Raw genomic sequence first — 25826 nt, 5'->3', positions numbered from 1 at the left:
ATGGCCAAAGCGACGTCTTCAACAGAATCGATGAACTACGTAGTTCGCGGCGCGAGTGTTAACCGCGCTGCGCTGATAGCCGCCAGACTGACCGCGCGGCAACTTCGCCTGCGCCAACAACGGCGCCACGTCGCCCGACAAACCGGCAATCACCCGGCGCCCTTCAAAGGTCGCGGCTTAAGCTTCCAACAACTTCGCGCTTACCAGGGCGGCGACGAGATTCGCCACATCGACTGGCGGGTAACCGCGCGCACCACCAAGCCGCACACCCGCGTGTTTGAAGAAGAGCGCGAGCGGCCGATTGTTATTTGCCTGGACCAGCGTCGGCCAATGGCCTTTGGCAGCCGCCATTGCTTTAAGTCAGTCATGGCCTGCCACGCCGCGGCGCTGCTGGCATGGAATGGTCTGGACAGCAATGACCGAGTCGGCGGCCTTATTTTTTCCGACGACCGCCACAACGAGTTCCGGCCTAAGCGCAGCAGCCGAGCAGTACTGCATTTGTTAAACAGCGCCTGCGAGTACAGCGAGCGGCTACTCCAAGCACCCGCAGAGGATAAACAACAAGCCCTGTCCTCAGCGCTGGAGGAGCTTCGGCGCATCACCAGGCCGGGCTCATCAGTGTTTATCTTGAGCGATTTTCACGACTACGATGACGAGGCCCACAAGCAATTGCTGCTGCTGTCACGTCACAACGACATTGTCGCGCTGGGCATCAACGACCCGCTCGAGCTGCGCTTGCCGCTGCAAGGTGCGCTGCCCCTCAGCGATGGCCAGCAGCGTTCGGTCATTAATATCGACCAGCGGCTACAACAGCACTACCGCGATCACATCGCACAGGCCCAGCAAACGCTTCAACAACAACTTCGTCAGCTGGGCGTTGTTTTCTTACCACTGCATACCGATGACGACCTACTGGACATCCTCAGCAGGGAGATCCGGCTAACATGACGCCAAGGCCCACAGACCCATTGGCCCAACTCGCCGACATCCACCTACCGCCACCGCCGGCTGATTTTCCCTGGGCCTGGGGCTGGTTTGCCCTGCTCGGACTGCTGTTGTTGGTCGCCCTCACCGGTGCGCTGTATTGGCGCCGCTGCTACAACCGCAACGCCTATCGCCGCGCCGCGCTGGCGGAGCTCGGAAAGCTCGCGCAGCAAAGCGATGACAGCCTTTACGCCGCAAGCGCCAATCAATTGCTGCGCCGAGTCGCTTTACAGCTTGATGGCCAACGCGCCGCTACTGCACGAGGCGACGCCTGGTGCGAGCTGTTAAATAGTTACTGCAAGCACCCTGTGTTTACTACCCAGCAGTTTGCCGAACTGGAGACCGCCGCTTATCAGGCAACGTCGCAGCTGACTGATCGCGACGGGCTGCATAGGTCAGTAAGCACATGGCTGCGCACGCACAGGAGAGCGAAGGGATGCTGAGTTTACAGTGGCCATGGCTGTTGTTGCTGCTGCCCCTACCACTCATCGTTAGGGCACTGAGCAAACCCGCAAGCGAGCAGGCCGTGCGAAGCGCCCTGCGGGTGCCGTTTTACCACCAACTGATGCAGCTTCGCGACCGCGAAAGCCTCAGCATAAATAACACCAAAAGCCCGCTTGTCATTGCACATTGGCTGCTCTGGCTCAGCCTGCTTGCCGCCGCCAGTGGTCCACAGTGGGTGGGTGAGCCTCAGGCGCTTCCCAGCACCGGCAGGGATCTAATGCTGGCAGTCGACATCTCAGGGTCGATGGCTCAGCAAGATATGAAAGTTCAAGGCAGCGCCCTGCCTCGCATTACTGTCGTAAAGGCAGTCGTCAACGAATTTGTCCGCCAGCGCCGAGGCGACAAGCTCGGACTCATCCTATTCGGCTCGCGCGCCTACATTCAATCCCCGCTCTCCTTCGACTTGGCGACTCTCGGCCAGCTAATGGATGAAGCCGAGGTTGGCTTCGCTGGCAAACAAACCGCCATCGGCGATGCCATTGGCTTTGCCATCAAGCGACTGCGCAAACGCTCGGAAAATAGCCGCGTGGTAATTTTATTAACCGATGGTGCCGACACCGCCAGCACCCTACCGCCCTTAGAGGCGGCTGCCGTAGCCCAGCGTGAGAATATCCGCATTTACACCATTGGTGTCGGGGCAACAGAAATGGAAGTACCAGGGCTTTTTGGCAGTCGGCTAGGGGCGCGAAAAATTAACCCCTCTGCCGACCTGGATGAAAAAACACTGCGCGAAATCGCCCACCAAACCGGCGGCGAATATTACCGCGCGCGCAACACAGAAGAACTGCAAGCGGCCTACAATGCCATTGCCGCGTTAGAGCCAATTGAGCAGGAACAGCAACAGATTCGGCCGCGACGCTCCCTCCTCCACTGGCCATTGACCGCTGCGCTAATAACAGCGCTGGCGATTACCCTGGCGCAAAGGAGATCGCAATGATAACGCTACATTGGTTGCGTCCCGAGTGGGTGTGGAGCGCACTGCCAATACTGCTGTGCTTATGGCTGCACCTTCGCCAGCAGCGCTCGGCGCAGCAGTGGCAACAATTTATCGACCCTGGCTTATTGCCCCACCTCCTTGAGCAGCCGCAAGGCGGCTATTCTCGGCGCCTGTGGCCAGTGTTCTTGGCGGGGTTGTTGTGCTGGCTGGCACTGATGGGGCCTAGCTGGCAACGCCTGCCAAGTCCCGTATTAGAAGACCGGGGCGGTTTGGCAATTGTGCTGGACCTGTCCCCCTCCATGCTTGCCGAAGACCTACAACCGTCGCGCCTGCAGCGGGCTAAATATGCCATACGCGATCTGCTGGCACTGCGCGCCGACGGCCAAACAGGCTTGGTGGCCAGTGCGGGCGACGCCTTTGTGGTAGCGCCGCTCACCGATGATGGCAACACCCTCAATACGCTGCTGCCCTCCCTCCATCCAGCTATGATGCCTGTGCAAGGCAGCAATCCCCTTAGCGGACTCGTCCAGGCGCAGCAGCTACTCGACAATGCGGGTAGCCCCAGCGGCCACATTCTTCTTATCGGCGATGGCTTTTCTGCACAGCAGCTAAAGGGACTGGAGGGCTTTGTCGACCAGTCCTCTTACCCGGTTTCAATTATCGGTGTGGGCAGTGAACAGGGCGCGCCTATCCCCCTGCCGGAAGGGGGCTTTTTAAGGGACTCACAAGGCAACACCATCGTCGCCAGTATGCCAGAGGCCTTGATGCAGGCCCTGGCCCGCAAGGCCGGGGGGCAGTACATTAACTTAAGCGCCCCACTGGGCGATTCCGCCCTGCGCAAACTGGCAGCGGGCAGCCAACAATTTGAAGAGAGTACACAGCAGCAAACCTTCGAGCAGTGGCAAGACGGCGGTCAGTGGTTAGCCCTGCTCCTGCTACCCTTTGCCCTGCTGGCCTTCCGGCGCGGTGCTGTGCTGATTATATTCCTCGCGATACTCACCCAGCCCGAGCACAGCTATGCGCTGGACTGGCAGCACCCGTGGAAAACCGCCGACCAACGAGCACTGCAGCGCTTTCAGGAGGCGCCCGCAGAAGCCGCCGAACTATTCCGCGACCCTATGTGGCGCGGCAGCGCCCACTATCGCGCCGGCAACTATGCCGCGGCGGCGGACGCCTTCGCAGAGCGAGACTCCGCTGACGCTCACTATAACCGCGGCAACGCACTGGCCAAGGCGGGAAAACTGGACGAAGCCTTGAAGGCCTACGATCAAGCGTTGCACCGCCAGCCCGACATGGCCGATGCCAAAACCAACAAGGCATTAGTAGAACAATTAACAGAACAACAGCAGCAAACCGGCGGCCAAGGTTCTGAAAACGAAGGTTCTGAAAATCAGGCCTCTGAAAACCAGAGCTCTCAAAATAAAGACACTGATAACAAGGAACAAGGCGACACCGGTGCGCCGAACCAGGCAAATCAAGGCGGCGACCCGCAAAGTAACAACGCCGCGGCTGACAACAATGCCACCAACGCAGGCGAAAACCCGCAACAGTCTTCGGGGGAACAGCAAGCGGCCCCATCAGAGGATCCAGGCACCGACGACTCCGACGCCGCACCTGCTTCAGAAAACACGGCGAACCAGAAGGCTCTCGCCGAGCAGCACGCGCAACAGCGCGGTGAGAATGACGATGCGCGAAACGACGCCGTCGCCCGGCAAAGCGACGGCACTACGCCCGTTGAAAATGCCAAAGCAGCGCCTGCTGCAGGTGCTGCTCAGGCGCCGCTGTCAGAGGAAGAACAGGCGCAAGAGCAGTGGCTGAGAAATATTCCTGACAGCTCGGATACGCTGCTTCGCAACAAATTCCAATACCAATATGATCAGCGCCGCCGCCAAGGCGAGCTGCCGGAGGCCGAAAACTATGCCCCGTATTAAGTATCTAGCGACCTTGTGGCTGAGCTTTTTTGCGCTTTGCTGTAGCGGCCTCGCGCAGGCCGAAACCACAGTACGTGCCTCGGTCGACCGCAATCAAGTCGCCCTGGAGGAAACCCTCAACCTCACCTTGTCGGCCGACAGCATTTTATTCAGCGGTGAGCCCGATGTAAGCGAGCTGAGCAATGATTTCCATATTCTGAACCGACAGCAGAGCAGCCGTACCAATATCGTCAACGGCAAAATCAGCAGCAGCCGTCAGTGGGACTACACGCTGGCCCCGAAGCGCGAAGGCGACCTGACCATACCCGCCATCACCATGGGCAACAAACAAACCAAGGCGATAAGCATCCGCGTCACGCCGTCAAACAGCGCGCGACGCCAGAATACTGACAATCGCCAAGTATGGTTAGAAGCGGATATCACGCCGCGTCGCGGCTATGTTCAGCAAATGCTGGAATACAGCGTCAAGCTATACAGCTCGGTGAATTTTCTCGACGCCACCCTGGATCCCCTGGAAGTCGACAATGCCCTGGTCGAATCACTCGGGGAGAGTCGTTACCGCCAACGCATTGATGGCCGCAGCTTTCAGGTTATTGAACGCCGCTACGCCGTTTTCCCTCAGCGCAGTGGCACATTGGAGATACCTGCGTTGACGCTGCAAGCGCGCGTGGAAAGCTACCGCCCTTCACTGTTAGACCCAGGCCGTTTACTGGTACGTCGCAGTCCGCCCATGGAGATTGATATTCAATCCCCACCGGCAGACTTCGACGGCGCGCTATGGCTGCCCGCAGGCAACGTAGAGATATTTGAAGAGTGGAGCAGCGACCCCGAGCAACTGCAGGTGGGCGAGTCGATTACCCGTCGCGTGGATATTCGCGCCGAGGGGCTGATGGCAGCGCAGCTACCCGCACTGCCTCGCTACGACCTGGCAGGGGCCAAGCTCTACCCTGACCAGCCAGTGCTGCAAAATAACAAAGATGAACAAATACTGGTTGGCCTGCGCAGCGAATCCACAGCGATGATCGCCAACGAAGCCGGGCGCTACACCCTGCCCGAAATAAAGCTTGCCTGGTGGAACACGCGCACTAACCGCGCCGAGCTTGCGGTATTACCCGCCCGGGAGTTAGTTGTAAGCCCCGCACCGGGCGCGTCCGGCGATGAGGCCATCGAAACCGCAGCGTCGCAAGCTGCGCCCTCGGCAACCCCGCTCAGCGGCCCGGCAACCAGCGCACACACGGCACTGACACCCTACCGGATAATTATTGCCCTATTAATTTGCACCAATCTACTTTGCCTGTGGGCGCTGCTCCGTCGTCGTGATCGCACAGAGCCTCCTCTCCGGGATGCTGAGAAGAAGAGTGACCAACACGAAAAGGCGGCTTACCAAAGGCTGAAAAAGGCCTGCAAACAGCGCGATGCCCGCGCCGCGAGAGCGGCGTTACAAGACTGGGCCTCTCACCAGCAAGACGGCTACCGCAGTTTAGCGGAGCTCGTCGCTCACGAACCCGCCTTTGCCACTCACGTTGACAATATCAACGCCGAACTTTATCGCGCCGCCGAGCCCTGTGTGGATTACGCCGCATTGCTACAGACCGCAGCGGCCTACAGAAAGCAGCAGGCCGAGAGTCCCGCCAAACCGGCCCTCGCGCCACTGTACAAGAGCCTATGAGCACCGCTTATGTTTTGGCATCGTCGCGGCCGCCGACAACCATCACACCGCCAAGAATCACCAGCGCAATGCCAATCAATGTGAGCGTATCTGGCAGCAGCCCCCAGATCAGCCAATCCAGCAGCCCGCCAAAGACCACCGCAAAATAACTGGTCGGCGCGAGCACCGATGCCGAGGCATAGCGATAAGCCCAGGTGTACAGCAGAAAGCACAAATAGATCACCACCCCCATATACAGCAACCAAGGGTAGGCCGAGAGATGCACGTCGCCGCCCTGCCAGAGAAAAAACGGCACGCTGACCATCAGGGACACGGCAAAGTAATAGAACAAGATCCGATTTGCGGGTTCAGTGGACGCCAACATACGCGTGGTAATCATAGAAATAGCCAGGCCCAAGCCCGAGCCCAGCGCAACCAAATGCCAGATGCTCAACTCCGCAAAGCCCGGCCGCAGCACCAACACCACCCCGGCAAAACCCAGCAGTAACGGTGGCAAGCTGCGACGGCTCACCGGCTCTCGCAACGCCAAAAATATTAACAGCGGCACCATCAATGGTGCGCTGTTGCGCAGCAGCGTGGCTTCTAATAGTGAGATTTTACTGAGCGCGAAAAAGTAGAAGTAGAAGCATGCAACCCCACTTAACCCCCTCAAAAAATGCATGGGCAGGCGCTCACTACGCAAGCTGGCAACGCCGCCGCGCGCAACACTGGGCAGGGTAAAAACAAAGGATATGCTGTATTGGGCAACGATCATTGCCGATACCGGCACCTGCATTCCCGACAAATGTTTACCAACCGCGGCAACGGTCGCCGACAGGAAAACGGTGAGCAGGGACAAGCCAACGCCAATGGCTAAGCGCCGCCTGTCTTGTGAAAATCGAAAAGGAAAACCTGCCACAACACCGCCCAACATACCGATAATAGGACTGCACTGTGGCGCAGCCGCCGAACACTATAAATAGCGCTGGCGACCTTTACCAGAAAAGAGGAGTGGGCGGCGCTATTGCCGCCACGAATTTAGTGGCCGCACTTACCTTCGCCACACTTGCCTTCGTCACGGGCTTTGTTGCCGCCACATTTACCCTCGCCGCACTTGCCTTCGTCACGGGCTTTGTTGCCGCCACATTTGCCTTCGCCGCACTTACCTTCGTCGCTGGCTTTTTTGCCACCGCACTTGCCCTCGCCGCATTTACCTTCGTCGCTGGCCTTTTTGCCACCACACTTGCCTTCGCCGCATTTACCCTCAGCGTGCTTACCAAAATCCACTTGTTGATAGCCACTGCTCAGCGATTGCGCACTGAAGGGGTTGCCGCTATCGCTCACCGCAGCGGAAGCAAGACTTGAAGCGAACATGGCGGCGGTCAGTGCTGTCATTTTTGATTTATTCATGGATGTACTACCTCGTTTAGAAAGTTTAATTGACGCCAGCGAAAAGCACCTGCGTTACAGCATAGATGACTCACAGAGAAAGTTGTTACAGTGAATTAATAAAATTTATTGGCATCGCTGGAATATTTCCAGACGGTGTAACAATGGCGAACGCGGTTCGTCTATGGCGCATACCTGTAAAAATAAGGATGCTCGCCATGACGTTTCTCCAGACCGCTACTGACACGGTCACTCGCCTACACAACGGACTAGGGCGCCTGCTGACACCGCTCTCTGGTCTGCCGTCACTGCTGATTCGGCTCTATCTGGTACCAATATTTTGGATGGCAGGCAGCAATAAGTACCGCCATTTCGACGATACCGTCGCCTGGTTTGGCAACCCCGAGTGGGGCCTGGGGCTACCCATGCCAACACTGATGGCAGGCTTGGCTACGGCCACTGAGCTGGCGGGCGCCGCCCTGCTGCTCGTTGGCCTCGCCACACGCTGGATAGCGGTGCCGCTCGCCGTCACCATGCTTGTGGCCGCCACCACCGTGCACTGGTCCTTTGGTTGGCAGGCGATCGCCGATGCGAGTGCCCCCTTTGCAAATGCCCGTGTTGACGCCGCAGCGGAAAAACTGGACGCTGCAAAATCCATTCTTCAGGAACACGGCCACTACGATTGGCTGACCGAGAGCGGCAACTTTGTGATCCTCAACAACGGCATCGAGTTCGCAGCCACCTATTTCATTATGTTATTGGCCCTGATCAAAATGGGCGGAGGGCGCTACGTGAGTATCGATGACGGCCTCCACCGTTACATGGCGCGACAACGCCGCTAAAGATGTCAGCAATTTTACCGCCAAGCATTGCCGCCGGGTCGCGTTATCGGGGACACTATGACCTACGTTTCGCAATAAAACGAAGGCCACTACGCGTGTCACAAGCAATGCAAGACGACGCCCTGCTCGAGCGCCTGCAAAGCGGAGATAACGCCGCATTCAGGGACCTTATTGTTCGCTACAATCAGCGCCTGCTTATTGTGGCCCGCGCCATTATTGGTGATGTTTTTGCCGAGGATGTGGTACAGGAAGCCTGGACCTCAATATTCAGGGCGATAAACCGCTTCGAGGGGCGCTCTGCACTATCGACCTGGATGATCCAGATCGTCAGTAACGAGGCCAAATCGCGACTTCGCAAGGAGAAGCGCCACATGAATGTAGCCGATACCGAGCAGCTTCCTGCGGCGCTCGCAGAGAGCCGTTTCGCCGCCGATGGCCACTGGCAAATCCCGCCCACGCATTGGGAACTGGGCACGCCGGAACGCCTGCTAGAGGAAGACCAGTTGCGCTGTTGTATCGAGCACACATTAACCTTGCTACCGGAGAACCAAAAAGCGGTGTTTATGCTGCGTGATTTAGAGCAAATGCCACTGAGTGATATTGCCGATCAATTGCTGCTAAGCGAAAGCAATGTACGCGTATTACTTCACCGAGCGCGACTCAAGCTATTAGATGTTGTCGACCACTTTCAGGAGACGGGGGAATGCTAAGCTGCAAGGAAATAAGCCATTTGGCCAGTGACCACCTCGATAACCCGCCGCGCGGTTGGGCCGGCCTGCAATTTAAAATGCACCTAATGATTTGCGGCCCCTGTCGGCGCTTTCGGCAGCACCTAGTGACAAGCCGCGACACCGCAGCGAGGTTAGCCCGTCAACTCTGGCAAGAGGACAACGACACCGCTACCCGAATTCTCGACAAAATCGACGAGTCACCGGGCAAAAAGTGAGCGGATTATAGCAGCGGGAATTCAACGCGGAACTCGCTGCCACTCTCACCGTCGCTGATAACGCTGACACGGCCACCATATTCACTAACGAGGCGGCGAATAGACGCCAGGCCAACACCCTCGCCCTCCGAATGAAATTGCTCGAAGAGCGCAAAGACACGCTTCTGCTGGGCAGCGGGAATCCCGCGGCCGTTATCCCGTACAAACAGCGCGAGGCCACCCGTCGTGGGGTCGGGTAAGCGGCCGATATCCACTCGCAATGGGCGCTGGCCACTGAAGCGTTTGGCGTTGCGCAATAATTCTCTGATAACCAAGGTCAGCGTTCCACCCGGCAGCACGGCGGTACCCAAGCCGGGCGGTTGAATGCTCACGACATCGGCCATCGCCTCGTCGTCGATAATTCGCGACACCAAGCTGTCCAGGCTCAACTCCTCAACGGGCTCATTCAAGGGCAGCTGGCTATAGCGCTGCAAGCCGGCATTCAAGCGCGACGCCTGGCTGCTTGCCTCACAGACTTTGCTTAACCACTGCCGCGATTCCTCGCTCAGCTCCTGGCCAGCGCGCTCTTGCAGGCGCTTGCTGTATACATCGATAACCCTCAAGGGCTCGACAAAACCCTCGTTACTGGCGCGCGAGAATTCTTCCAGTGCCGTATTGCTATTGCTGAGCGACTCATTGGTCTTTTCGAGTAGGGTTTTATTCAACCGCGCTTCGGCGAGCTCTTCGGTACGCTGGGTAACAAGGCTCTGCAAGTCTGCCGACAAACGCTCCACTTCTTCTTGTTTACGACGGTTCTCCGCAATTTCATTCTGTAACTGATTGTTCAGCTCGACCAACTGCGCGTTACTCGGCAACGCCAGGGCTTTGGGGATGAGGGGCCACACGAGTATTGCCGTACCGACAGAGGCGATGGCCGTTATCGCCTTTATGGTGCCGCTTAACCAATAAGCACCGTACCAAACATTCAGAATATTCACTAAGTGCGTGGTACCACACGCAAAAATAAACACCGCGAACATCAAGAACATATAATTGAACTTGAGATCGTCACGCCGTTTGACGAGGACAATCAAAGCAATGGGAATCGTGAAGTAAGACAGGGTAATTAAGGTGTCGCTAAGAACGTGCAGAAACACCAACTGCTCATTCCAAAGGTAGCAGTGACCATGGGGTGGCATTTCCGGCCCCAGGATACTGCGCCAGAACTCATTCATGACTTACCGCCTCGCTGTGGTAATGCGCTGAGTGTAGCCGTTTTACGCAAAATTACATTGTCAGCAAGCACACCGCCCAGGGTTATTGGGTAATCTACCTACCTTTGTTGGGGTGGCTGCTATCGCCGGAGGGGTGACGAGCAGTGACGCGCTCATAGCACTGCTGGATATCGACCATATCCGCATCCATATCGCCGGTAGGCATACACGGCGACGCGAAGCCAACCCGTTTTTCCGCGTAATCAAGATACACCGGCACAATGGGCACACCCGCCCCTGCAGCAATGTGGTAGAAGCCGCCCTTCCAGCGCTCTACTGCCTTGCGCGTACCTTCCGGGGCAATAATCAGCACCATGTCATCGGTATTGTGAAATTGCTCAACCATATGCTCAACGAAGTTATGTCGACTTGTGCGCTCTACCGCAATACCGCCTAACCAACGCAGCAAGCTCCCAAGCGGGCCGAGAAATAAGCTGTGCTTGCCCATAAAGCGCACCTGTCGCCCCAGCGCAGCGCCAAGCGCTACCATCAAGAAAAAGTCCCAATTACTGGTATGCGGCGCAACGACCATCACATATTTGCGCGGCGCCGGCGCAGGCATCTGAAAACGCCACCCTCGCAGCCGAAACACGCCGCCGACTAACCAGTGAATAGCTGTTAAAACCCGGGGGTAACTGCACACCGTTTTACGCTGCGCTATCTCAGAAACATAGGAAGTCATGAGCCGCTCTACATCGTTATTGTTATTTGTCGGTCATCGCCGACGCTCAGAATCATACACAAGAATCTACGCCGACGCTTGCCGCCCTGAGCTGCCCCCGCTATCCTCGCCAAAACACCATAATATGCGGCCTAGCTGTCGCGCCGCGACACCGGAGCCCCAAGTGAGCCGACTTTTTAAGCTACTGCTTATCCCCTGCTACCTGTACAGCTGTATTGCCATCGCACAGCACTCAAAACCCGTGGACCTGCGCGCACTGGACAACAATCCGGCTGACGCACAAACCAGCCGCGACCCCAAAGAAACCCTGCTCTACAGTTACGGCGAGATCTACTTCGACGACAGGGACGACCTGCTGGACAAAGCACTGGAAGTAAAAGAAGAAGGCGAAAATCTCGAAGCGAGGTCGCGAGGCCTATTGTTGATTCCGGGCGACGAACAAGATTTAGTCGACGCGCTCGAAGCCTTGGATGGCGCAACCACCAGCCTGCGCAGCCGCGGCACAATTATTCTGGCAACATCCAATGAGAGCCCGTTTCACTACCGGCTGGGCAGCGAGCTGCGCGGCACTGCGCGCTTTTACTATGACGAAGGCGATGAAAATCGCCTGCGCTTCGCCGGTGTAACCGGCTTGTTTGGCGGCCCCGACCTAGAATCCTACATGGATATCTCCGCCGTGCTGGAAAACCACGCGGGCATTAATTATCACTTCCGCCTGGACGCTCTGCCGAATACTGAGTTTGGAATTTTGGGCAAGATACAGGTCATTAGCTTGCTTGAGCGTCGCATCGATTACGATGACTACGAAAAGAATAAAGTGTTCGACTGGGACACCGACATTAAGAACCGCGTGCAACTCAATGCCGACCTCGGCATGCGACATACCATTGGCCATGTCGGCCTGCACCTAATAGTCAAAGACTTGTATACCGAATCCTTGCGCGGAGCCAGCGGTGACCTCTACCGCCAACGCAGCCGGGTGATCGCCGGGATCGACTATCGACGCCCCTGGGGAGATGTGCAGATTATGGGTGACCTCGTGCCAAGAGCACGCTTTGGCGAGGCGCCACAGCGCCGCGACGTCAACCTCTCGGCGAGCCTGAACGTTACCCGCCGATTTGCCCTCGTTATGGGTTACAACTACGCCGAGCATCGCTACGAGCGAGATACCGGCAACGCCGGCATCCGCTATACCCTCGGCCGCTCGCTGAGGGCGGAAATCAGCGTGACAGCAGCAGGCAAACGCGAGCTCGGCGGCCACGCATCACTACAACTGCCACTCTAAGCCTGGACCCTGTTTTCAGGGCGGAGGCTGCCCCTAGGCAGCAGCGCTGCTAGGGGCCGCGTTTTCGTCGGTGAGCTCCTGCTTGGCGGGAATGTGACTCATGGCATGCTCGGTCAAGGCTGTGATGGTGAGCGAGGGGTTTACACCCAGGTTCGCGCCCAGCATGGAACCGTCACAGATATACATGTTTTGGTAGCCAAACACCCGGTTGCGGTAGTCAATCACTCCCTCGTCGGCAGAGCGCCCCATCGCCGCACCGCCCATACAATGCGCGGTGGCAGGAATATTAAAGAGCACCTCTGTAAGCAAACTTCCCGCCATTCCACCCAGCTTTTCCGCCGCCCGCTGGGCGAAATCGCTGGCCTGAGGAATATACGTGGGAATGCGTTCGCCATGACTGAGCATTTTCTTGCTAAAGGGCCAGTACCAAGGGCGCCGGTAGCGCATATCGATATGCCCTTCCAGGGTTTGCATACACAGAAAAATAATCGTTTGCGAGGCCATACCAAAGGGGATCAGCATGCGAATCCCCTGCAGGGGACGGGTTAGCAGGAGCTTGAGTACGGTCTTGATCCACACAGCGATGCGCGTGGCACTTGTATCGCCGCGCGTCATTGCCGTAACCAGCATGCCCATCGCGTCGGACCCTTTTGGATAACGCGTTGCTTCGATATGCGTGTGCTCATCCAGGTACACCCCCGAACCTATCGCAATCCCCTTATCCATTTCCGGATTGCCCGGCACACGAACCCCAATCAACGACTCTGCATTGGTTCGCACCCGGCGACCCAGTTGCGACGAAATATTTGGCAGCGACCCTTTGTCGCGCAGTTTAAATAACAAGTCTTGAGTGCCCAGTGACGAGGCCGCAAACACAACCGAGCGCACTCGCCAGCGGCGGACATTTTTGCGAAATAAAGAGGTACTGCTTATCGCCGTGACCTCATAGCCCTGCGAGCCTTGGGCATCGCCGAGTGGTCGCACATCGACGACCTTGCTCTCGGCAAATACTTTTGCGCCCTGCTTTTCTGCGAAGTAAAGGTAGTTCTTATCCAGGCTATTCTTGGCATTGTGCCGGCAACCAACCATGCAACCACCACAGGCGATACAGCTGTTACGCGCCGGACCATCGCCACCAAAGTAAGGGTCGTTATAACGGGTGCCCGGCTCATCCTCTTCGTTGCCGAAAAACACGCCCACCTGTGTTCGGTAGAACGTGTCACCACAGCCCCAGTCGTCAGCAATCTCTTTCAGCGCATGATCTGCGGGCCCAAGGATGCGATTTTCTGTGACCCCTAACATCGCCCTGGCAGAATCGTAATGCCGGGGCATAACCTGCTTCCAGTTAGTCAGGCCCGCCCAGCTGCCGTCATCCCACACCGTTTCCTTGGGCACCAACAGCGTGTTGGCATAAGTCACCGACCCGCCGCCAACGGCGTTGCCCTGCAAGATCAGCACATGCCGGAACCAGCGAATATTGAAGAAACCTTTTAAGCCAAGCAGAGGGCGCCACAGCCAACGCCAAAAACGCCAGTTGCTGGCGGGCAGGTTGTCGGCATTCCAACGCTTCCCCGATTCAACCACGGCAACCGAATAGCCCTTCTGCGTGAGCCGGTGAGCCGAAACGGAACCGCCGAAACCCGACCCCACCACCAAATAATCAAAATCGTAGTCTTGTTGTTTGCTCATTGCTCTCTCAGCGCCGCTGCGCCGCTCTTTAGTAAAAGACTCTCCGTCAGAACCGATGCTATTCTGACAATGCACGTTGTCACTTTACATTTGACAACGCGCCATGTCAAAATTTTACCCATGACAAATTCAAGCCCCGCACGCCGCCGCTCTTATCGCGGCCAAAGCCCCGATGCGCGACGCGCTGAACGCCGCCAGCTTCTTCTGCAGGCGGCGCTGGAAGTGGTGTCTTCTCAGGGATACAGCAACGCAACCGTTCGCAGTCTGTGTGCGTCGGCGGGGTTAACAGAGCGTTATTTCTACGAGTCGTTTGCAAACCGCGAGGCACTGCTTGGCGAGCTGTACCAACAGCAAACCGCCCTGCTTCGCGACGCGATGCTGAACGCCATTGCCGCTCCCGGCTTATCGACTGAGCAAACCATGCGCACCGGGCTAAGTGCGTTTTTTGAAACCCTGGAGAAGCAACCGGAGCTGGCGCGGGTCATCCTGTTTGAGATCTTTGGCGTGAGCAAAGCGATGGATACGCTCTACTATCAAGCGATGGAAGAATTTGCCGAATTGATCGGCGAACTTGCTCAGGTGCTGGGTATTGCCGAGTTCAGCAAACCCGCCAATGACAGCATGGTCTATGCAGGGTTGGTGGGCGCCGTGGTGCAAATGGCGCGGCGCTGGGTATTAAATGGCTACCACGAAAGCCGCGAGTCGTTAATAGAAAGCAGCGTGCTGCTGTTCACCGCCGTGTCGGCACATCACCAGCGTCAATCAACCAGCAGCTGATCACTCAATGCATCCAGCTGTCGGCTCGCGTCTCGCCAGCCCGGCATGGCCGCATCCATCAACGCGTAAAAAGCGCTGCTGTGATTCATCTCGCGGATGTGACACAGCTCATGAACAATGACCATATCAATGCACAGTGGCGGCGCCTTCATCAGACGGGTATTCAAGCAAATACCGCGCCTTGAGCAGCTCCCCCAGCGCGAACGCATTGCCCTGACACGCAGCGGCGGCAGCGGCTGCGGCCACGGCAGGCTCGCCGACAGCTGCGTTAGGCGAGCGGCAAAATAGTCGCGGCTGCGATCGCGTAACCAGCATAAAAACAAGCGGCGAATATTTTCCGGGCTTCGATCTCTGGCTTTGATAACCAGCAAACGCTGTTCGGGAAAAATGCTCGTGCCACGCCCCGGCTCAACGCGCAATTGCCAACGCTCACCCAAATAGGAAAAATAGTCGCCACAGCGATATTGAGGAGCCGGCGCCGCCGGCACTGCCTGCTCAATACACGACCTCAGCCACCGGCCGTGACGGCGAAGCATTGCATCAATTTCGTGCTGGGGAGTATGTTGCGGCACGCGAACTTCAACATCGCCGCTCGGGGAAACGCGCAATGCCAAGCGCCTGCGGCGTTGCGACTGGCGACGCACCACGTAGCGCACCGACAGGCCCTCCAGCTCGAGCTGTCCCTGCTCAGTCGCTGGCGGAGTCACGCGAATCCGTCAACGCTGGATCTTGTGCAACGGGAAATTCGCAACAGAAAACTGCCCCGCCACCCGGGTTGGCCTCGTAGGCGATATCGCCGCCATGGCCCTGCATAATCGTCTGGGACACTGACAGACCAATCCCCATCCCTCCCTCTTTGGAAGTGACGAAGGGGCTGAATAACTGCTCTTCCACTTCCTTTGCGAGACCGAGACCAAAATCACGAACGCGAAAACCAACCCGGCCGTTGGCGAAAAACGTACTCACCTCAACCGGCCTGGTGCTTTGCGCCGCCGCGGTCGACTCCATCGCATTGCGAATCAGGTTCAGGGCGACTTGCTGAATCTGCACTTCGTCGCCATAGACTGTTGGCAGGTCATTGGCGCCCATAAACACTACGCGAGTACGGTTGACCTTCGAATCCACCTCCGCCAGCGCCAACACGTCCTCCAGTAATTCATTGAGCGACAGTGTCGCCTTCGCCCCTGAGGGTTTTTTCACGTAACTGCGCATCCGCTGAATCACCGCCGACGCGCGCTCGGCCTGCACGCCGATTTTACTCAGCACATCGTCCAGCTTACTGCGCTGCGCATCGGGTAAGTCCGCCAGCAGGCGCTGGGCAACGCGGGCGTAATTACTCACTGCGGTAAGTGGCTGATTGACCTCGTGGGCGATACCCGCTGCCATTTCGCCCCCGGTGCTTAAACGCTCAATATGCGCCAGGTGCTGACGCTGGTGGTCCACCTCGTTTCTGGCCGCCTCCAGCGCTTGTTGATTTGCCAGCCATTCGCCAATATCGCGCAATACCAGCACTGCCCCACCCTCGGCGCTGGCGCTGCCGCTCAAGGCCACCTGAACCAGCTCGCCGTCCTTGCCGGTTAGCTCAACGTGGTTCTTGCGCAAGCTCACACCGGCTTCGCAGAGCAGCGACAAGGCTTGGTTTAAGCCGTCGTCGCCGGGGAACAGTTTCAGTGCCAGCAGCGGCTCGCCCAGCGCGTCAGCCTGTGGCCAGCCGGTGAGCTCTGCGGCACGCGCGTTCATCGAGGAAACCCTTCCGGCGCTGTCGAGGCCAAAAATCCCCTCATCCACGGCGTTGAGAATACGCTGATTCTCATCCTCTAGTTCGCTATTTCGCTTGGCGAGCGCTCGCTCCAGGCGCTGCAACTTGATGTGCGTGCGCACCCTTGCGAGTACTTCATCGGCCTGGAAGGGTTTGGCGATATAGTCGACACCACCAATGGCCAGGCCGTGTACTTTGGACTGACTATCGGTCAATGCCGAGAGGAAAATAACGACGATATCTTCGGTTTCGGGGTCCGCTTTTAAGCGCTCACAAACCTCAAAGCCGTCGACCCCCGGCATCATGACATCCAGCAGTATCAGCGCGGGCTTAGCGCGCTTTGCCGTGTAGAGCGCTGACTCACCGTCGCGCGCGGCCAACAGCCGGTAGCCACTGCCTTCAAGCGTCTTAAACAATACCTGGAGATTGGTGGGATTGTCGTCGACGAGCAGTATCTGCTCTCCGCCGCGATCAGGTGCCATCGACGGCGGCTCCTTCATTTACTGACTTGAACAATTGCCCTAAGCGCTCAAAGTCGAATTCACGCAGAAGGCGCTCAGCCTCTTCACTCAATTCGCGCTGCTCTGGGTGACGCTTACGCAGCACCTCAAGCAGTTCTCGCAAACCGGTGACATCACCGAGGTCTACGGCGTGGGCTAATTTTTCCAGCAATTCCTCGGGCAGCGGCACATCCTCAGACGCTGATGCATTCGGATAAACATCGATATATCCCGCTTTTAACGCCGCCGGCGCAACGCTCGCCACCGGTGAATCGTCCGGCACGGCGGTATCGCAGAATCGCGCCATTACCTTGTACAGGTCTGCCATGCTAATCGGCTTAGGAAGGAAATCATCACAGCCGAAGGAGCGCGCTTCTTCCACCATTCCCTCGTCGGTGGTGGCCGATGCCATAATAATGGCAACATCGTGTTTCATTTCCTGCTTAATGATCCGCGTTGCTTCCATGCCGTCCATTTCCGGCATTCGCAAATCCATCAAAATAACGGCGGCGTCGCGCTCCTTCAAACGCTCTATCACTTCAAGGCCGTTCGCCGCTTCTCGAACGTCGTCGGTAATATCTTCGAGCATGCCCAGCAATACCTGGCGATTCACCGCAACGTCGTCGGCAACAATCACCGCAGGATTACCCGATATTTCGGCTTCTTCAGCGACGGGCTCCTGCGTTTCGGGCGCATCCAATAACGGCGAGCTTTGCTCTGACACAGGCATTAGCGGGATATGGAAGTAGAAACAGCTGCCAACACCTTCCTCGCTGCGCACATTCAAACTGCCACCCATCGCCTCTACCAAGCGCCGACAGATCGACAGGCCGAGCCCCGTTCCCTTACCGTCTTGAGGATTCACTTGGCGGAAGGGCTCAAAAACATCTCGCAGCTTGTCGGCGGGAATACCAATACCGGAGTCGCGAACCTCAAACTGCAAGCTATCGTCAACTTCGTTAACACCAACCTTCAGGCCCACCTGTCCACTGTTGGTGAACTTGACGGCGTTATCGAGCAGGTTAACCAATACCTGCCGCAGTTTTACGGCGTCGAATTGCAGCTTGCGCTCAACATCGTCGGCAACCTCAATGATGAACTCCAGGCCTTTCGACTTCGCGCGATGGCCGACAATGTCGCCAACACTGGCGATAACATCATCGAGGTCATTCGCTTCGCATACGATATTGATATTGCCACTTTCAATTTTTGCCAGATCGAGCACATCGTTAATCAAGTTCAACAAGTGCTTGCCGCAGCTTTCGATCGCGCGTAAATACTCTTTGCTGTCTGGCGGGAAGCCCTGCTCTTTTTGCAATAATTGCGCGTAGCCCAGTACGCCGTTAAGTGGTGTCCGCAGCTCGTGGCTCACACTTGAAAGGAACTGACTCTTGGCGTGAAGCGCATCTTCGGCGGCAATGCGTGCATCCACCAGATCCTGCTCCATGCGCTTGCGCTCGGTGATATCGGTCATGATACCCATGGCGCGCAGGGGCTGGTCGCGCTCGTCGTTTTCGACAACGTCGCCGCGACTGTATATCCAGTGATAATTTCCGTCGCTGTCGCGAACCCGAAACTCGACGCTATTGCCAGTTGCCAAACCCAACCAACTATCAACGGCAGAAGCGATAATCTGCAGATCATCCGGGTAGGCAATTTCTTTGAATGCCGCCACGGCATAGGGCTTGCTCGGTGGGGTGTAGCCCAGCGAGCGAAAGAAGCTGGCACCCACGGTCACTAAGCCAGTGCTTAAGTCGAGATCCCAGAGGTGGTTTTGGGCGGCATCCAAGGCTAATTGGAAGCGCCGTTCACTGAGTTTAAGCGCGCGCTCCGTTTGGGTGCGCTTCTCGACCATGAAGTTGGCATCTTCCGCCAAGTGTTGAAACTCGGCAAACGGCAGCCGCTCCACGTCGATAAATGTTGAACGCTTGCTGGCGTCGGCAAAAAACTGCTGAAAGATATTGAAGCCGTGCGCACTGCGCCGGGCCAACCAGCGCGCCGCGATCATCGAGAACAGCATCAGGCCGAAGGCGATGACCAAGATGAATAAAATATGTTCTTCTACACGGCTCTGCAGGGCGGAGCGCTCAGCCAACAGTTTGGCATTGAGCTCGTCCAAAAACACAGCCGAGCCCAGGGTCCAGCCCCAGGGCTGGTAGCGACGGATATAGGAAACCACCGGCTGCTGACCGCCTTCCCGGTCTCGCCAATTCAGCTCGGTAAACAAGCTGTTGTTTTCGGCGTCCAACCCCTGAGTAACGGCAAGCACGTCCGGCATTGGCTGGCCCACTGCCTCGGGGTCATAGCCATTGACCAACTGCCGCCCATCGCCGTCCACCATAAACAGGATTGAGTTTTCGGTATCGACGGGCACAGCGGCTATACGCTCAACAACTTCTTTCTGAACGCGCGCAATCTCGTCATGCAGGTAAACACTCGCCCCCATGTACAAGCCAAGCGGCTCAAAGTAGTACACAAAGCTGAAGTTGCGCTCACTGGTGCCAGGGCGACTGCTGTCAGTGACTCGGTATTCTACAAAGTCGTAATTTTTCTTTTGTGTGACCGAGCGTATCTGTTCGGCAAAGGCATTAAGTACCTTGCCGTCGCTCAGGCGTTTATCACCAGCGGGATGCATGGGCGGCAAAATTGCCCGCCCGGCGGAATCGAAAAGAAAGAAAAAGCCGTTGTTGTCGTGAAAGCTGAGCGAGCTCATTGTTGTGCGCAAGCGGCTCAGCTGTTCCTTACGGCTCTCACCCACATATTCCTTGTGCGTGTTCTCTATGAGAGACAGACCAATGGCCACTTGGTGGCGCAGGTCGTTGTAAAGCTGACGGTTGAGCTGAGTGCGCCTAAACTCTAAGTACTCAACGGCCTTGTCGACCTCTCGACGCAGCAGTTCACGGCGCGACTCGATATAACTGTCGCGCCAATCCTCACTCTGCTGAGTGTAGCGCTCGTACTCTTTGGCGATCCAGATGTAACCCAGCACAGCCAGCGGAATTGCCGACAAGGCAACCAGGCTGAGGAGGTATATCTGTACTAAACTGCGCTTCGATTTCATGCGCACCCTTTCTTCTTCATATTGGTGGCCCGAAGGCATATAAACCAGAAGCTTATCGGCTCAGATCGCGCTTCGCCAGTATCGCAGTGAGGAATTTCTGCATGAAGCTGGCAAAACCCCATAGATTTCGGCTAATCTGGGCGAAAGACGCCTGACAAAGCAAGGACGGAATAATGACAAAAGAAGCAACTGTCTACTTGGTTGAAGACGATGACGCCGTTCGCGACTCACTGCAAATGGTCTTGGAATCGGTAGGCTACCACGTTGCCGCGTACTCTCGCGCAGATGCCTTTTTAGAGGATTTCTCCACTGATATGGCCGGCTGTATGGTACTGGACATCCGTATGCCCGGCATGAACGGCATGGAGCTTCAACGCCAGCTGAACATGCGAAACTCCATTTTGCCGATTATCTTCGTTACCGGCCACGGCGATGTTCCGATGGCCGTTGAAGCCATGCAGCGCGGCGCTGTTGACTTCGTGCAGAAGCCCTACCGAGAGGAAGAGCTACTGGGCAAGATTCAACAGGCGATCGCCGCGGACGCTGAAAACCGCGCCGACCTGGAAGAAAAGCACAAGATTATTGAGCGTCTCGCCGAGCTAACCCCCCGCGAGAAACAGGTTATGGAGCTGATGATTGAAGGCAAGGCCAATAAGGTGATTGCCTATGACCTGGATATCAGCCAACGCACCGTGGAAATTCACCGCGCCCGGGTGATGGAAAAAATGGGCGTGCGCTCACTGGCCCATTTGGTGCGCATGGTAATGGCCGCCGAAGACAACAGCAGCGCAAGCTAAGCAGCCCCTTCCTCTGCGCGCCGGAGCGATGAGTTATCGCGTCGGCGCGTCGCCGCCATCACTTAATAAGCTGTCGATATGTCGCAGCGCAGCCAGCAACTCCGCCACGGGCAGATTCTGCCCTCGATAAAACTCCTCCGCCATTGGCGAAATATTACACGCCCCCGGCAGGCTCTGCTTCTGCTCAGCAAGAAAGCGCATTCGCGGAATAAAGATAAACTGCAACCACTGGTTGAACGACAAGGTATCCACGGCAAAGGGTTGCTCGCTGCGCAGTGCCTGCTCGGGCGGCCGTTGGCTTTCCCAGTGCCCGATGCGACGCAGCTCAGCTTCAATATCAATCAGCGTTGCGGACACGCGATAATACACACTCACAGCTTTACTCTATTACTTGTTGGTAGGGCGGCATTGAGTCGAGCATTTTGCGGCCGTACTGACGGGTGACTATACGCCGGTCCAGAATACTGATTTTCCCCCGATCAGACTCACTGCGCAGCAAGCGCCCACTAGCCTGAATAAGGCGAACCGCCGCATCCGGCACGGTAATTTCCATAAAGGGGTTGCCGTTATTGGCGCTTATCCACTCTGCCAGCGCCTCTTCTACTGGGTCCTCCGGCACGGCAAAGGGGATTTTCGCGATCACCACGTGCGAGCAGTATTTACCCGGCAAATCGACCCCTTCTGCGAAACTGGCTAAACCAAAAATAACGCTGCCCTTTCCGGCATCCAGACGCTCGCGATGCTGCCGCAGAATGTCATGTTTCGGCAATTCTCCCTGCGCCAGTATCAAGCTGCGCAGCGACAAAGGCACTCCCTCATAGACCGCGTTCAGCTGTTTTCGCGATGCGAACAACACCAGGCTTCCCGCCGCCTTGTCCAGCAGCTGTGGCAACATCTCAATTAATGCGTCGGTATGCGCCTGGGCATCGCCGGCATCGCAGCTCATCGCAGGCACATGCAATTGCCCCGCATCGGCGTGATTGAAAGGGCTGGGTACCACCTCAAAGCTGGCGTCTTCGTATAAACCAGCGCGCATACTAAAGCGCTTAAAACTGCCGAGCGCCGTAAGCGTAGCCGATGTCAATACCGCGCCATAACAGCGCGACCACAGTGACGACTGAAGGGTTTTTGCCGCCAAAATAGGGCTACTGTTGAGCTCCATATCCCTGAGCCCCTGACCGGCATCAACCAGCGTCAGCCAACGGGCGATAGGCGGCTTTTCCGTGCGGCTATCGCTGGCGTAGGACTGCCACAGGGCCAGCATATTCTGGCAGCGAAAGCGCATCGCCGACACATCACCCAACCACTGTTCCAACTCGTCGCGGCGCTGCTCTAATGTGCCCTTATCCAAACCGTCCTGGAGGGTGTCGCTCATGGCCTCGCAATGCTGCACCAGTGCAGCAAAGGCAACGCGCAACTCGCGCGCTCGCTCAGCCAGTCGCTCGGGCACCCTGCCCTCTTCAAAGCGCAGCTGCTTATTGCCCTGCCGCTCAACGGCCCCCTCTAGCAATTCCACCAATATCGGCCTGAGCGGATTCAGCGCCTCTCGCGCGGCAACGAGCAAGTTCAATAGGGAGTCAAACTGCCCCCTGAGTGACTTTTGCATGGCCGGTATGGCCAGAATAGGCGCAATACTGCGCTCCGCTTGTTCCAGCCATCGCTCACTGGCGCCGAGGCGAAAGTTTGCACTGAAATGATTGATCACCTTGTCGGGAAGGTGATGGGCTTCGTCGAAAATATAAATGCACTCTTCCGGCGGCGGCAGTATTGCGCCGCCACCCAAGGCTAAGTCGGCCAGCACGAGGTCGTGGTTTGCCACAACCACCTCGGCTTGAGCCATCGACTCCCGCGCTTTAAAGAAGCTGCACTGCTTCACATGACTACAACGCCGACCGCTGCACTGCGCGTGGTCGGTAGTGACCCGCTGCCACTGCTCCTCGGGCAAGACGCTGTCCCAGTTATCGCGATCACCGTCCCAATGGCCACTCGCCAAGGTATCGGCAAAACGCGTATACAGCGCCAACGCGCTGTTGTCCGGCGCGGCGCTGCGCTCATCAGGATAAAGCGGTAGGGTCGCGGCATCGCCACCACTGAGAATCTGGTCAAGCTTAGAGAGACACAAATAACGGCGGCGCCCTTTGGACAAACTCAAGGTGAAAGACAGGCCGCTGTGCTGAAGAATATCCGGCAAGTCTCGCTGCAGAATCTGCTCCTGCAAAGCCACGGTCGCGGTGGCAATCACCAGTGTTTTGTCGCATTCCCGTGCAATGGGTATCGCTGCCAATGCATAGGCCAGGGTCTTGCCCGTGCCCGTGCCAGCTTCCACCACACACAGGTGGTCCCCGCCGCTGCGTTTGTGGTCTTGATTGCGCTTAATCCCACCCAGCACGCGCGCAATATGGGCAATCATTAAGCGCTGCCCGAGCCGCGGCCGCAGCGATTTGCTATCAAGAAACTGGCGGTACGCGCCCTGAATCTGCTGTTTTAGCGCATCACTCAGCACTATTGGCTCCCGACAACCTCACGCAGAGGTGCTCTCTTGTAATGCCAATTGGTTAATCAGCGGTCGCGCATAGATCTCCAACGCCTTGCGCCGATAGTCGGGCGGCATATTGGCGAAGTGCTCGTCAAAGTGCGCCACCTCGGCGGCGGGCACATCGGCGGTGGTGACCGAGCGCCAGCGCTCGTCGTTAAACAGGCGCATATAGGCCAACAGGTTGCTGCCGTGTAAGCGGTAGTTGCCAATGATCTGGGCATCGATAGCCTGGGCAAGCTCGCTGGCATCGCTGTAGTCGCCACTCATTGGCGTACCGAAATGCACATGCACATGCCCCTTTTGCCCAACAATCCCTGTCGCGATGCTTTTCAGATCCTCGTGTTCGGCCTTTTCATAACGGCCATCCATTTCTATCTGCGCCAGCTCATGGGCCTTGGCCGCATCCAGCGGGTCCCATTCATAGCTGATGCTCACCGGCACAATATTCATCGCCGCAATAAATTCGGCGTAGCTCTCGTCAGCCTTACGCTGCGACATACCGATCATCTTTAGCAGCGCAACTTCGGTCGCGTCGTTGCCGTCCTTTGCGCGCCCTTCCCGCTGAGCGATCCATATCGAGGAGCGCTCTTGATGCAGAGAATGGCGAATGTAGCTGGACAGCTTCTTAAATGCGGCCAGCATCTGCCTCGGCCCCTTGGCACTGCGCTGCACGATGAAGCTCTTATTAATACGCATCAAATCGGCAGCAAAAGCCTTGGACAACAAGTTATCGCCAATCGCGATACGCACAGTGTCCATGCCATTGGTATGGAGCGCATAGTTCACAAATGCGGGGTCGAGAGCGATATCTCGATGGTTACTGATAAACAGGTATGCCTTGTCCGCCGAGAGGTTTTCCAGCCCCGATACCGTGAATGCACTGGTGGAACGAGCGATCATGCTATCCATATAGCTTTTCACCCGCTGCTGAAAATCTGCCACAGACACAACGCGCTTAAACTGCCGGCGCAAAATTGCGCTGATCAGCGGTCGCAGCAACTTTGGGAACCAACGGCTGGCTTTTGGCATGCGCAGCGCAGCAACGGCGTTGAGTAATTCATCGTCAACTAACAGGCGATCCAGCACCTCCCGCACCTCACTGTCGCGGTAGGGCCGAATATCGGCAAATTCATCCATCGTATTCACTCATCGCAGACCTCGGCGGCTGCGTCGTCGCGCCGAAGCAGTATCGCCCCATCGGGGGAGAGGTATTATTTGAGGGCAGAATTCTACCTCAATTGCTGAAAAGATGCGCAGCCGCGCCACGACGGTCCTAACGCGACATCGCCGCCGTGCAATGACACACCAGGGCATGAAAAGAGCTTCCTATCGGCGCCGAAAGCCGCTTTAATCGGGCACACTTTCAATAACTAAACAGCGAAGGATAAGCGAATGAGCCTGCAACGTTTCTCTCTGCAAAACCGTCGAGTACTTATTACCGGGGCCTCATCGGGCCTGGGCCACGGCATCGCCAAAGGGCTGGCCGAGGCTGGCGCGGAAATCATTGCCTGTGCCCGCCGCGAAGAGAAACTGCACGCACTGGTGGAAGAAATTCGCGCCGCAGGGGGCGTTGCCCATGCAGTCGCCATGGACGTCGCCGACCGCAGCAGCGTCAATGCCGCCTATGACCGCGCCGAAGCGCTGTCGGGAACCCCTGACATCATCATTAACAACGCCGGTGTTGCCGACCCGAAGAACTTCCTTAAAATTGACGACGCGTCTCGCGATTTCGTTATGGGCACCAACTTCAATGGGGTTTGGAATGTAGCGCAGGAAGGCGCCGCACGCATGGTTGCCGCCGGACTACAGGGCAGCATTATCAACATCGCCTCGGTACTAGCGATTATGGCGCAGAGTGGCCAAACCACGTACTGCGCCTCAAAAGCAGCAGTCGCCCACCTCACTCAGGCAATGTCACTCGACCTAATGCGTCACGGCATTCGCGTAAACGCCATCGCACCCGGCTGGTTCCTAACCGAAATGAACCAAGACTTCTTCGCCACCGACGCCGGCAAAGCCTATATTCAGCGCATGCCTGCTAAACGCCTGGGCAATATCGACGAGCTTGTCGGCCCGGTCATCTTGCTCGCGAGTGACGCGGGGTCCTTCATCAACGGCACCGTGCTACCTGTCGATGGCTCCATTCGCCACAGCGGTTAATGTGCTTTAAATACCGGCATTTTCAAAAATTTGAAACAAAACGCACATAAGGCTTGCAAGCCCCCAAAGCCATCCCTATAATGCGCGACCTGTCTTAGAGAACAAGACAACCAGTCAATTGCGGGGTGGAGCAGTCTGGTAGCTCG

General features: G+C 57.0%; 23 protein-coding genes. 12 read left to right on the top strand and 11 right to left on the bottom strand.

The annotated features are described in order from the left end of the window. The first annotated feature begins 30 nt into the window (after positions 1 to 30). Genes B3K78_RS03750 through B3K78_RS03730 form a run of 5 tightly spaced genes read left to right on the top strand, consistent with a single transcriptional unit; the run spans position 31 to position 6025 of the window. The gene (locus B3K78_RS03750; RefSeq protein WP_286694352.1) at positions 31 to 948 is read left to right on the top strand and encodes a DUF58 domain-containing protein; all 918 of its coding nucleotides are present in this window, start codon (positions 31 to 33) and stop codon (positions 946 to 948) included. Continuing rightward, complete coding sequence (locus B3K78_RS03745; RefSeq protein ID WP_286694351.1) at positions 945 to 1427, top strand: DUF4381 domain-containing protein; 483 nt, start codon at positions 945 to 947, stop codon at positions 1425 to 1427. Before B3K78_RS03750 ends, B3K78_RS03745 begins: the two co-directional genes overlap by 4 nt. Next, positions 1421 to 2425, top strand: a complete 1005-nt coding sequence (locus B3K78_RS03740; RefSeq protein ID WP_286694350.1) for a VWA domain-containing protein — start codon at positions 1421 to 1423, stop codon at positions 2423 to 2425. Before B3K78_RS03745 ends, B3K78_RS03740 begins: the two co-directional genes overlap by 7 nt. After that, positions 2422 to 4356 (top strand): vWA domain-containing protein, encoded by a 1935-nt coding sequence (locus B3K78_RS03735; protein ID WP_286694349.1) that lies wholly within the window; start codon positions 2422 to 2424, stop codon positions 4354 to 4356. The genes B3K78_RS03740 and B3K78_RS03735 overlap by 4 nt, the downstream gene beginning before the upstream one ends. Then, entirely contained in the window at positions 4343 to 6025 is a 1683-nt protein-coding gene (locus tag B3K78_RS03730; RefSeq protein WP_286694348.1) for a BatD family protein, read from the top strand. The genes B3K78_RS03735 and B3K78_RS03730 overlap by 14 nt, the downstream gene beginning before the upstream one ends. 7 nt (positions 6026 to 6032) lie before the next feature. On the opposite strand, the gene B3K78_RS03725 is transcribed toward B3K78_RS03730, so the two are convergent. Together B3K78_RS03725 and B3K78_RS03720 are read right to left on the bottom strand one after the other, a co-directional pair. Then, on the bottom strand, positions 6033 to 6923 hold the full coding sequence (locus B3K78_RS03725; RefSeq protein WP_286694347.1) for a DMT family transporter: 891 nt from the start codon (positions 6921 to 6923) through the stop codon (positions 6033 to 6035). Between the two features lie 119 nt (positions 6924 to 7042). After that, a complete protein-coding gene (locus B3K78_RS03720) occupies positions 7043 to 7414 on the bottom strand; it encodes an HvfA family oxazolone/thioamide-modified RiPP metallophore (protein WP_204995108.1) in 372 nt (123 codons plus the stop codon). A 197-nt stretch (positions 7415 to 7611) separates the two neighbouring features. Between B3K78_RS03720 and B3K78_RS03715 the strand changes: the two genes are divergently transcribed. The 3 genes from B3K78_RS03715 to B3K78_RS03705 all read left to right on the top strand — a co-directional run bounded on the left by B3K78_RS03715 (position 7612) and on the right by B3K78_RS03705 (position 9181). After that, positions 7612 to 8235 carry an HvfX family Cu-binding RiPP maturation protein gene (locus B3K78_RS03715; RefSeq protein ID WP_286694346.1) on the top strand — a complete coding sequence of 208 codons (624 nt, stop codon included), beginning with the start codon at positions 7612 to 7614 and terminating at the stop codon, positions 8233 to 8235. Between the two features lie 95 nt (positions 8236 to 8330). Next, positions 8331 to 8945 (top strand): sigma-70 family RNA polymerase sigma factor, encoded by a 615-nt coding sequence (locus B3K78_RS03710; RefSeq protein WP_286694345.1) that lies wholly within the window; start codon positions 8331 to 8333, stop codon positions 8943 to 8945. Further along, complete coding sequence (locus B3K78_RS03705; protein WP_286694344.1) at positions 8939 to 9181, top strand: zf-HC2 domain-containing protein; 243 nt, start codon at positions 8939 to 8941, stop codon at positions 9179 to 9181. The genes B3K78_RS03710 and B3K78_RS03705 overlap by 7 nt, the downstream gene beginning before the upstream one ends. A 5-nt stretch (positions 9182 to 9186) precedes the next feature. Here B3K78_RS03705 and B3K78_RS03700 read toward each other — a convergent pair whose 3' ends face one another. After that, entirely contained in the window at positions 9187 to 10395 is a 1209-nt protein-coding gene (locus tag B3K78_RS03700; RefSeq protein WP_286694343.1) for a sensor histidine kinase, read from the bottom strand. A 94-nt stretch (positions 10396 to 10489) separates the two neighbouring features. After that, positions 10490 to 11116 (bottom strand): lysophospholipid acyltransferase family protein, encoded by a 627-nt coding sequence (locus B3K78_RS03695; protein ID WP_286694342.1) that lies wholly within the window; start codon positions 11114 to 11116, stop codon positions 10490 to 10492. Positions 11117 to 11279: 163 nt separating this feature from the next. Here B3K78_RS03695 and traF point away from each other — a divergent pair, with 163 nt between their 5' ends. Beyond that, positions 11280 to 12401, top strand: coding sequence for a conjugal transfer protein TraF (traF, locus tag B3K78_RS03690; RefSeq protein WP_286694341.1), 1122 nt, complete (start codon positions 11280 to 11282; stop codon positions 12399 to 12401). A gap of 33 nt (positions 12402 to 12434) precedes the next feature. On the opposite strand, the gene choxAB is transcribed toward traF, so the two are convergent. Continuing rightward, positions 12435 to 14090 carry a cholesterol oxidase gene (choxAB, locus tag B3K78_RS03685; RefSeq protein ID WP_286694340.1) on the bottom strand — a complete coding sequence of 552 codons (1656 nt, stop codon included), beginning with the start codon at positions 14088 to 14090 and terminating at the stop codon, positions 12435 to 12437. Positions 14091 to 14210: 120 nt separating this feature from the next. On the opposite strand from choxAB, the gene B3K78_RS03680 reads away from it, so the two are divergent. Further along, positions 14211 to 14867 carry a TetR/AcrR family transcriptional regulator gene (locus tag B3K78_RS03680; RefSeq protein WP_286694339.1) on the top strand — a complete coding sequence of 219 codons (657 nt, stop codon included), beginning with the start codon at positions 14211 to 14213 and terminating at the stop codon, positions 14865 to 14867. On the opposite strand, the gene B3K78_RS03675 is transcribed toward B3K78_RS03680, so the two are convergent. From B3K78_RS03675 to B3K78_RS03665, 3 genes are read right to left on the bottom strand one after another with little or no spacing between them, the layout of a single operon-like run. Next, positions 14849 to 15574 (bottom strand): M48 family metallopeptidase, encoded by a 726-nt coding sequence (locus B3K78_RS03675; RefSeq protein WP_286694338.1) that lies wholly within the window; start codon positions 15572 to 15574, stop codon positions 14849 to 14851. The two genes, B3K78_RS03680 and B3K78_RS03675, sit on opposite strands and share 19 nt — an antisense overlap. Next, positions 15555 to 17108 carry an ATP-binding response regulator gene (locus B3K78_RS03670; protein ID WP_204995098.1) on the bottom strand — a complete coding sequence of 518 codons (1554 nt, stop codon included), beginning with the start codon at positions 17106 to 17108 and terminating at the stop codon, positions 15555 to 15557. Before B3K78_RS03670 ends, B3K78_RS03675 begins: the two co-directional genes overlap by 20 nt. Beyond that, positions 17098 to 20187 (bottom strand): cache domain-containing protein, encoded by a 3090-nt coding sequence (locus B3K78_RS03665; protein WP_286694337.1) that lies wholly within the window; start codon positions 20185 to 20187, stop codon positions 17098 to 17100. Before B3K78_RS03665 ends, B3K78_RS03670 begins: the two co-directional genes overlap by 11 nt. Positions 20188 to 20360: 173 nt before the next feature. Between B3K78_RS03665 and fixJ the strand changes: the two genes are divergently transcribed. Continuing rightward, positions 20361 to 20984, top strand: coding sequence for a response regulator FixJ (gene fixJ, locus B3K78_RS03660; protein WP_204995096.1), 624 nt, complete (start codon positions 20361 to 20363; stop codon positions 20982 to 20984). Positions 20985 to 21017: 33 nt separating this feature from the next. Here fixJ and B3K78_RS03655 read toward each other — a convergent pair whose 3' ends face one another. Genes B3K78_RS03655 through B3K78_RS03645 form a run of 3 tightly spaced genes read right to left on the bottom strand, consistent with a single transcriptional unit; the run spans position 21018 to position 24657 of the window. Then, positions 21018 to 21359: a YqcC family protein gene (locus B3K78_RS03655; protein ID WP_286694336.1), complete on the bottom strand. Its 342-nt coding sequence runs from the start codon at positions 21357 to 21359 to the stop codon at positions 21018 to 21020. A gap of 4 nt (positions 21360 to 21363) precedes the next feature. Next, the gene (dinG, locus tag B3K78_RS03650; RefSeq protein ID WP_286694335.1) at positions 21364 to 23487 is read right to left on the bottom strand and encodes an ATP-dependent DNA helicase DinG; all 2124 of its coding nucleotides are present in this window, start codon (positions 23485 to 23487) and stop codon (positions 21364 to 21366) included. Between the two features lie 18 nt (positions 23488 to 23505). Next, complete coding sequence (locus B3K78_RS03645) at positions 23506 to 24657, bottom strand: 1-acyl-sn-glycerol-3-phosphate acyltransferase (protein WP_204995357.1); 1152 nt, start codon at positions 24655 to 24657, stop codon at positions 23506 to 23508. A gap of 255 nt (positions 24658 to 24912) precedes the next feature. On the opposite strand from B3K78_RS03645, the gene B3K78_RS03640 reads away from it, so the two are divergent. Then, positions 24913 to 25680 (top strand): SDR family NAD(P)-dependent oxidoreductase, encoded by a 768-nt coding sequence (locus B3K78_RS03640; protein ID WP_204995093.1) that lies wholly within the window; start codon positions 24913 to 24915, stop codon positions 25678 to 25680. The last annotated feature ends 146 nt before the right edge of the window (positions 25681 to 25826 follow it).

Source organism: Spongiibacter sp. UBA1325, from assembly GCF_002306875.1.
In the GTDB taxonomy this organism is placed as follows: Bacteria; Pseudomonadota; Gammaproteobacteria; order Pseudomonadales; family Spongiibacteraceae; genus Spongiibacter; species Spongiibacter marinus.
This window is presented reverse-complemented; position numbering and strand designations above follow the sequence as displayed.

Bases quoted from the DNA above. Each gene is read 5' to 3' on its own strand.
- B3K78_RS03750 (WP_286694352.1), top strand. From the start codon at position 31: ATGAACTACGTAGTTCGCGGCGCGAGTGTTAACCGCGCTGCGCTGATA.
- B3K78_RS03745 (WP_286694351.1), top strand. From the start codon at position 945: ATGACGCCAAGGCCCACAGACCCATTGGCCCAACTCGCCGACATCCAC.
- B3K78_RS03740 (WP_286694350.1), top strand. From the start codon at position 1,421: ATGCTGAGTTTACAGTGGCCATGGCTGTTGTTGCTGCTGCCCCTACCA.
- B3K78_RS03735 (WP_286694349.1), top strand. From the start codon at position 2,422: ATGATAACGCTACATTGGTTGCGTCCCGAGTGGGTGTGGAGCGCACTG.
- B3K78_RS03730 (WP_286694348.1), top strand. From the start codon at position 4,343: ATGCCCCGTATTAAGTATCTAGCGACCTTGTGGCTGAGCTTTTTTGCG.
- B3K78_RS03720 (WP_204995108.1), bottom strand. From the start codon at position 7,414: ATGAATAAATCAAAAATGACAGCACTGACCGCCGCCATGTTCGCTTCA.
- B3K78_RS03715 (WP_286694346.1), top strand. From the start codon at position 7,612: ATGACGTTTCTCCAGACCGCTACTGACACGGTCACTCGCCTACACAAC.
- B3K78_RS03705 (WP_286694344.1), top strand. From the start codon at position 8,939: ATGCTAAGCTGCAAGGAAATAAGCCATTTGGCCAGTGACCACCTCGAT.
- B3K78_RS03700 (WP_286694343.1), bottom strand. From the start codon at position 10,395: ATGAATGAGTTCTGGCGCAGTATCCTGGGGCCGGAAATGCCACCCCAT.
- B3K78_RS03695 (WP_286694342.1), bottom strand. From the start codon at position 11,116: ATGACTTCCTATGTTTCTGAGATAGCGCAGCGTAAAACGGTGTGCAGT.
- choxAB (WP_286694340.1), bottom strand. From the start codon at position 14,090: ATGAGCAAACAACAAGACTACGATTTTGATTATTTGGTGGTGGGGTCG.
- B3K78_RS03680 (WP_286694339.1), top strand. From the start codon at position 14,211: ATGACAAATTCAAGCCCCGCACGCCGCCGCTCTTATCGCGGCCAAAGC.
- B3K78_RS03670 (WP_204995098.1), bottom strand. From the start codon at position 17,108: ATGGCACCTGATCGCGGCGGAGAGCAGATACTGCTCGTCGACGACAAT.
- B3K78_RS03665 (WP_286694337.1), bottom strand. From the start codon at position 20,187: ATGAAATCGAAGCGCAGTTTAGTACAGATATACCTCCTCAGCCTGGTT.
- fixJ (WP_204995096.1), top strand. From the start codon at position 20,361: ATGACAAAAGAAGCAACTGTCTACTTGGTTGAAGACGATGACGCCGTT.
- B3K78_RS03645 (WP_204995357.1), bottom strand. From the start codon at position 24,657: ATGGATGAATTTGCCGATATTCGGCCCTACCGCGACAGTGAGGTGCGG.
- B3K78_RS03640 (WP_204995093.1), top strand. From the start codon at position 24,913: ATGAGCCTGCAACGTTTCTCTCTGCAAAACCGTCGAGTACTTATTACC.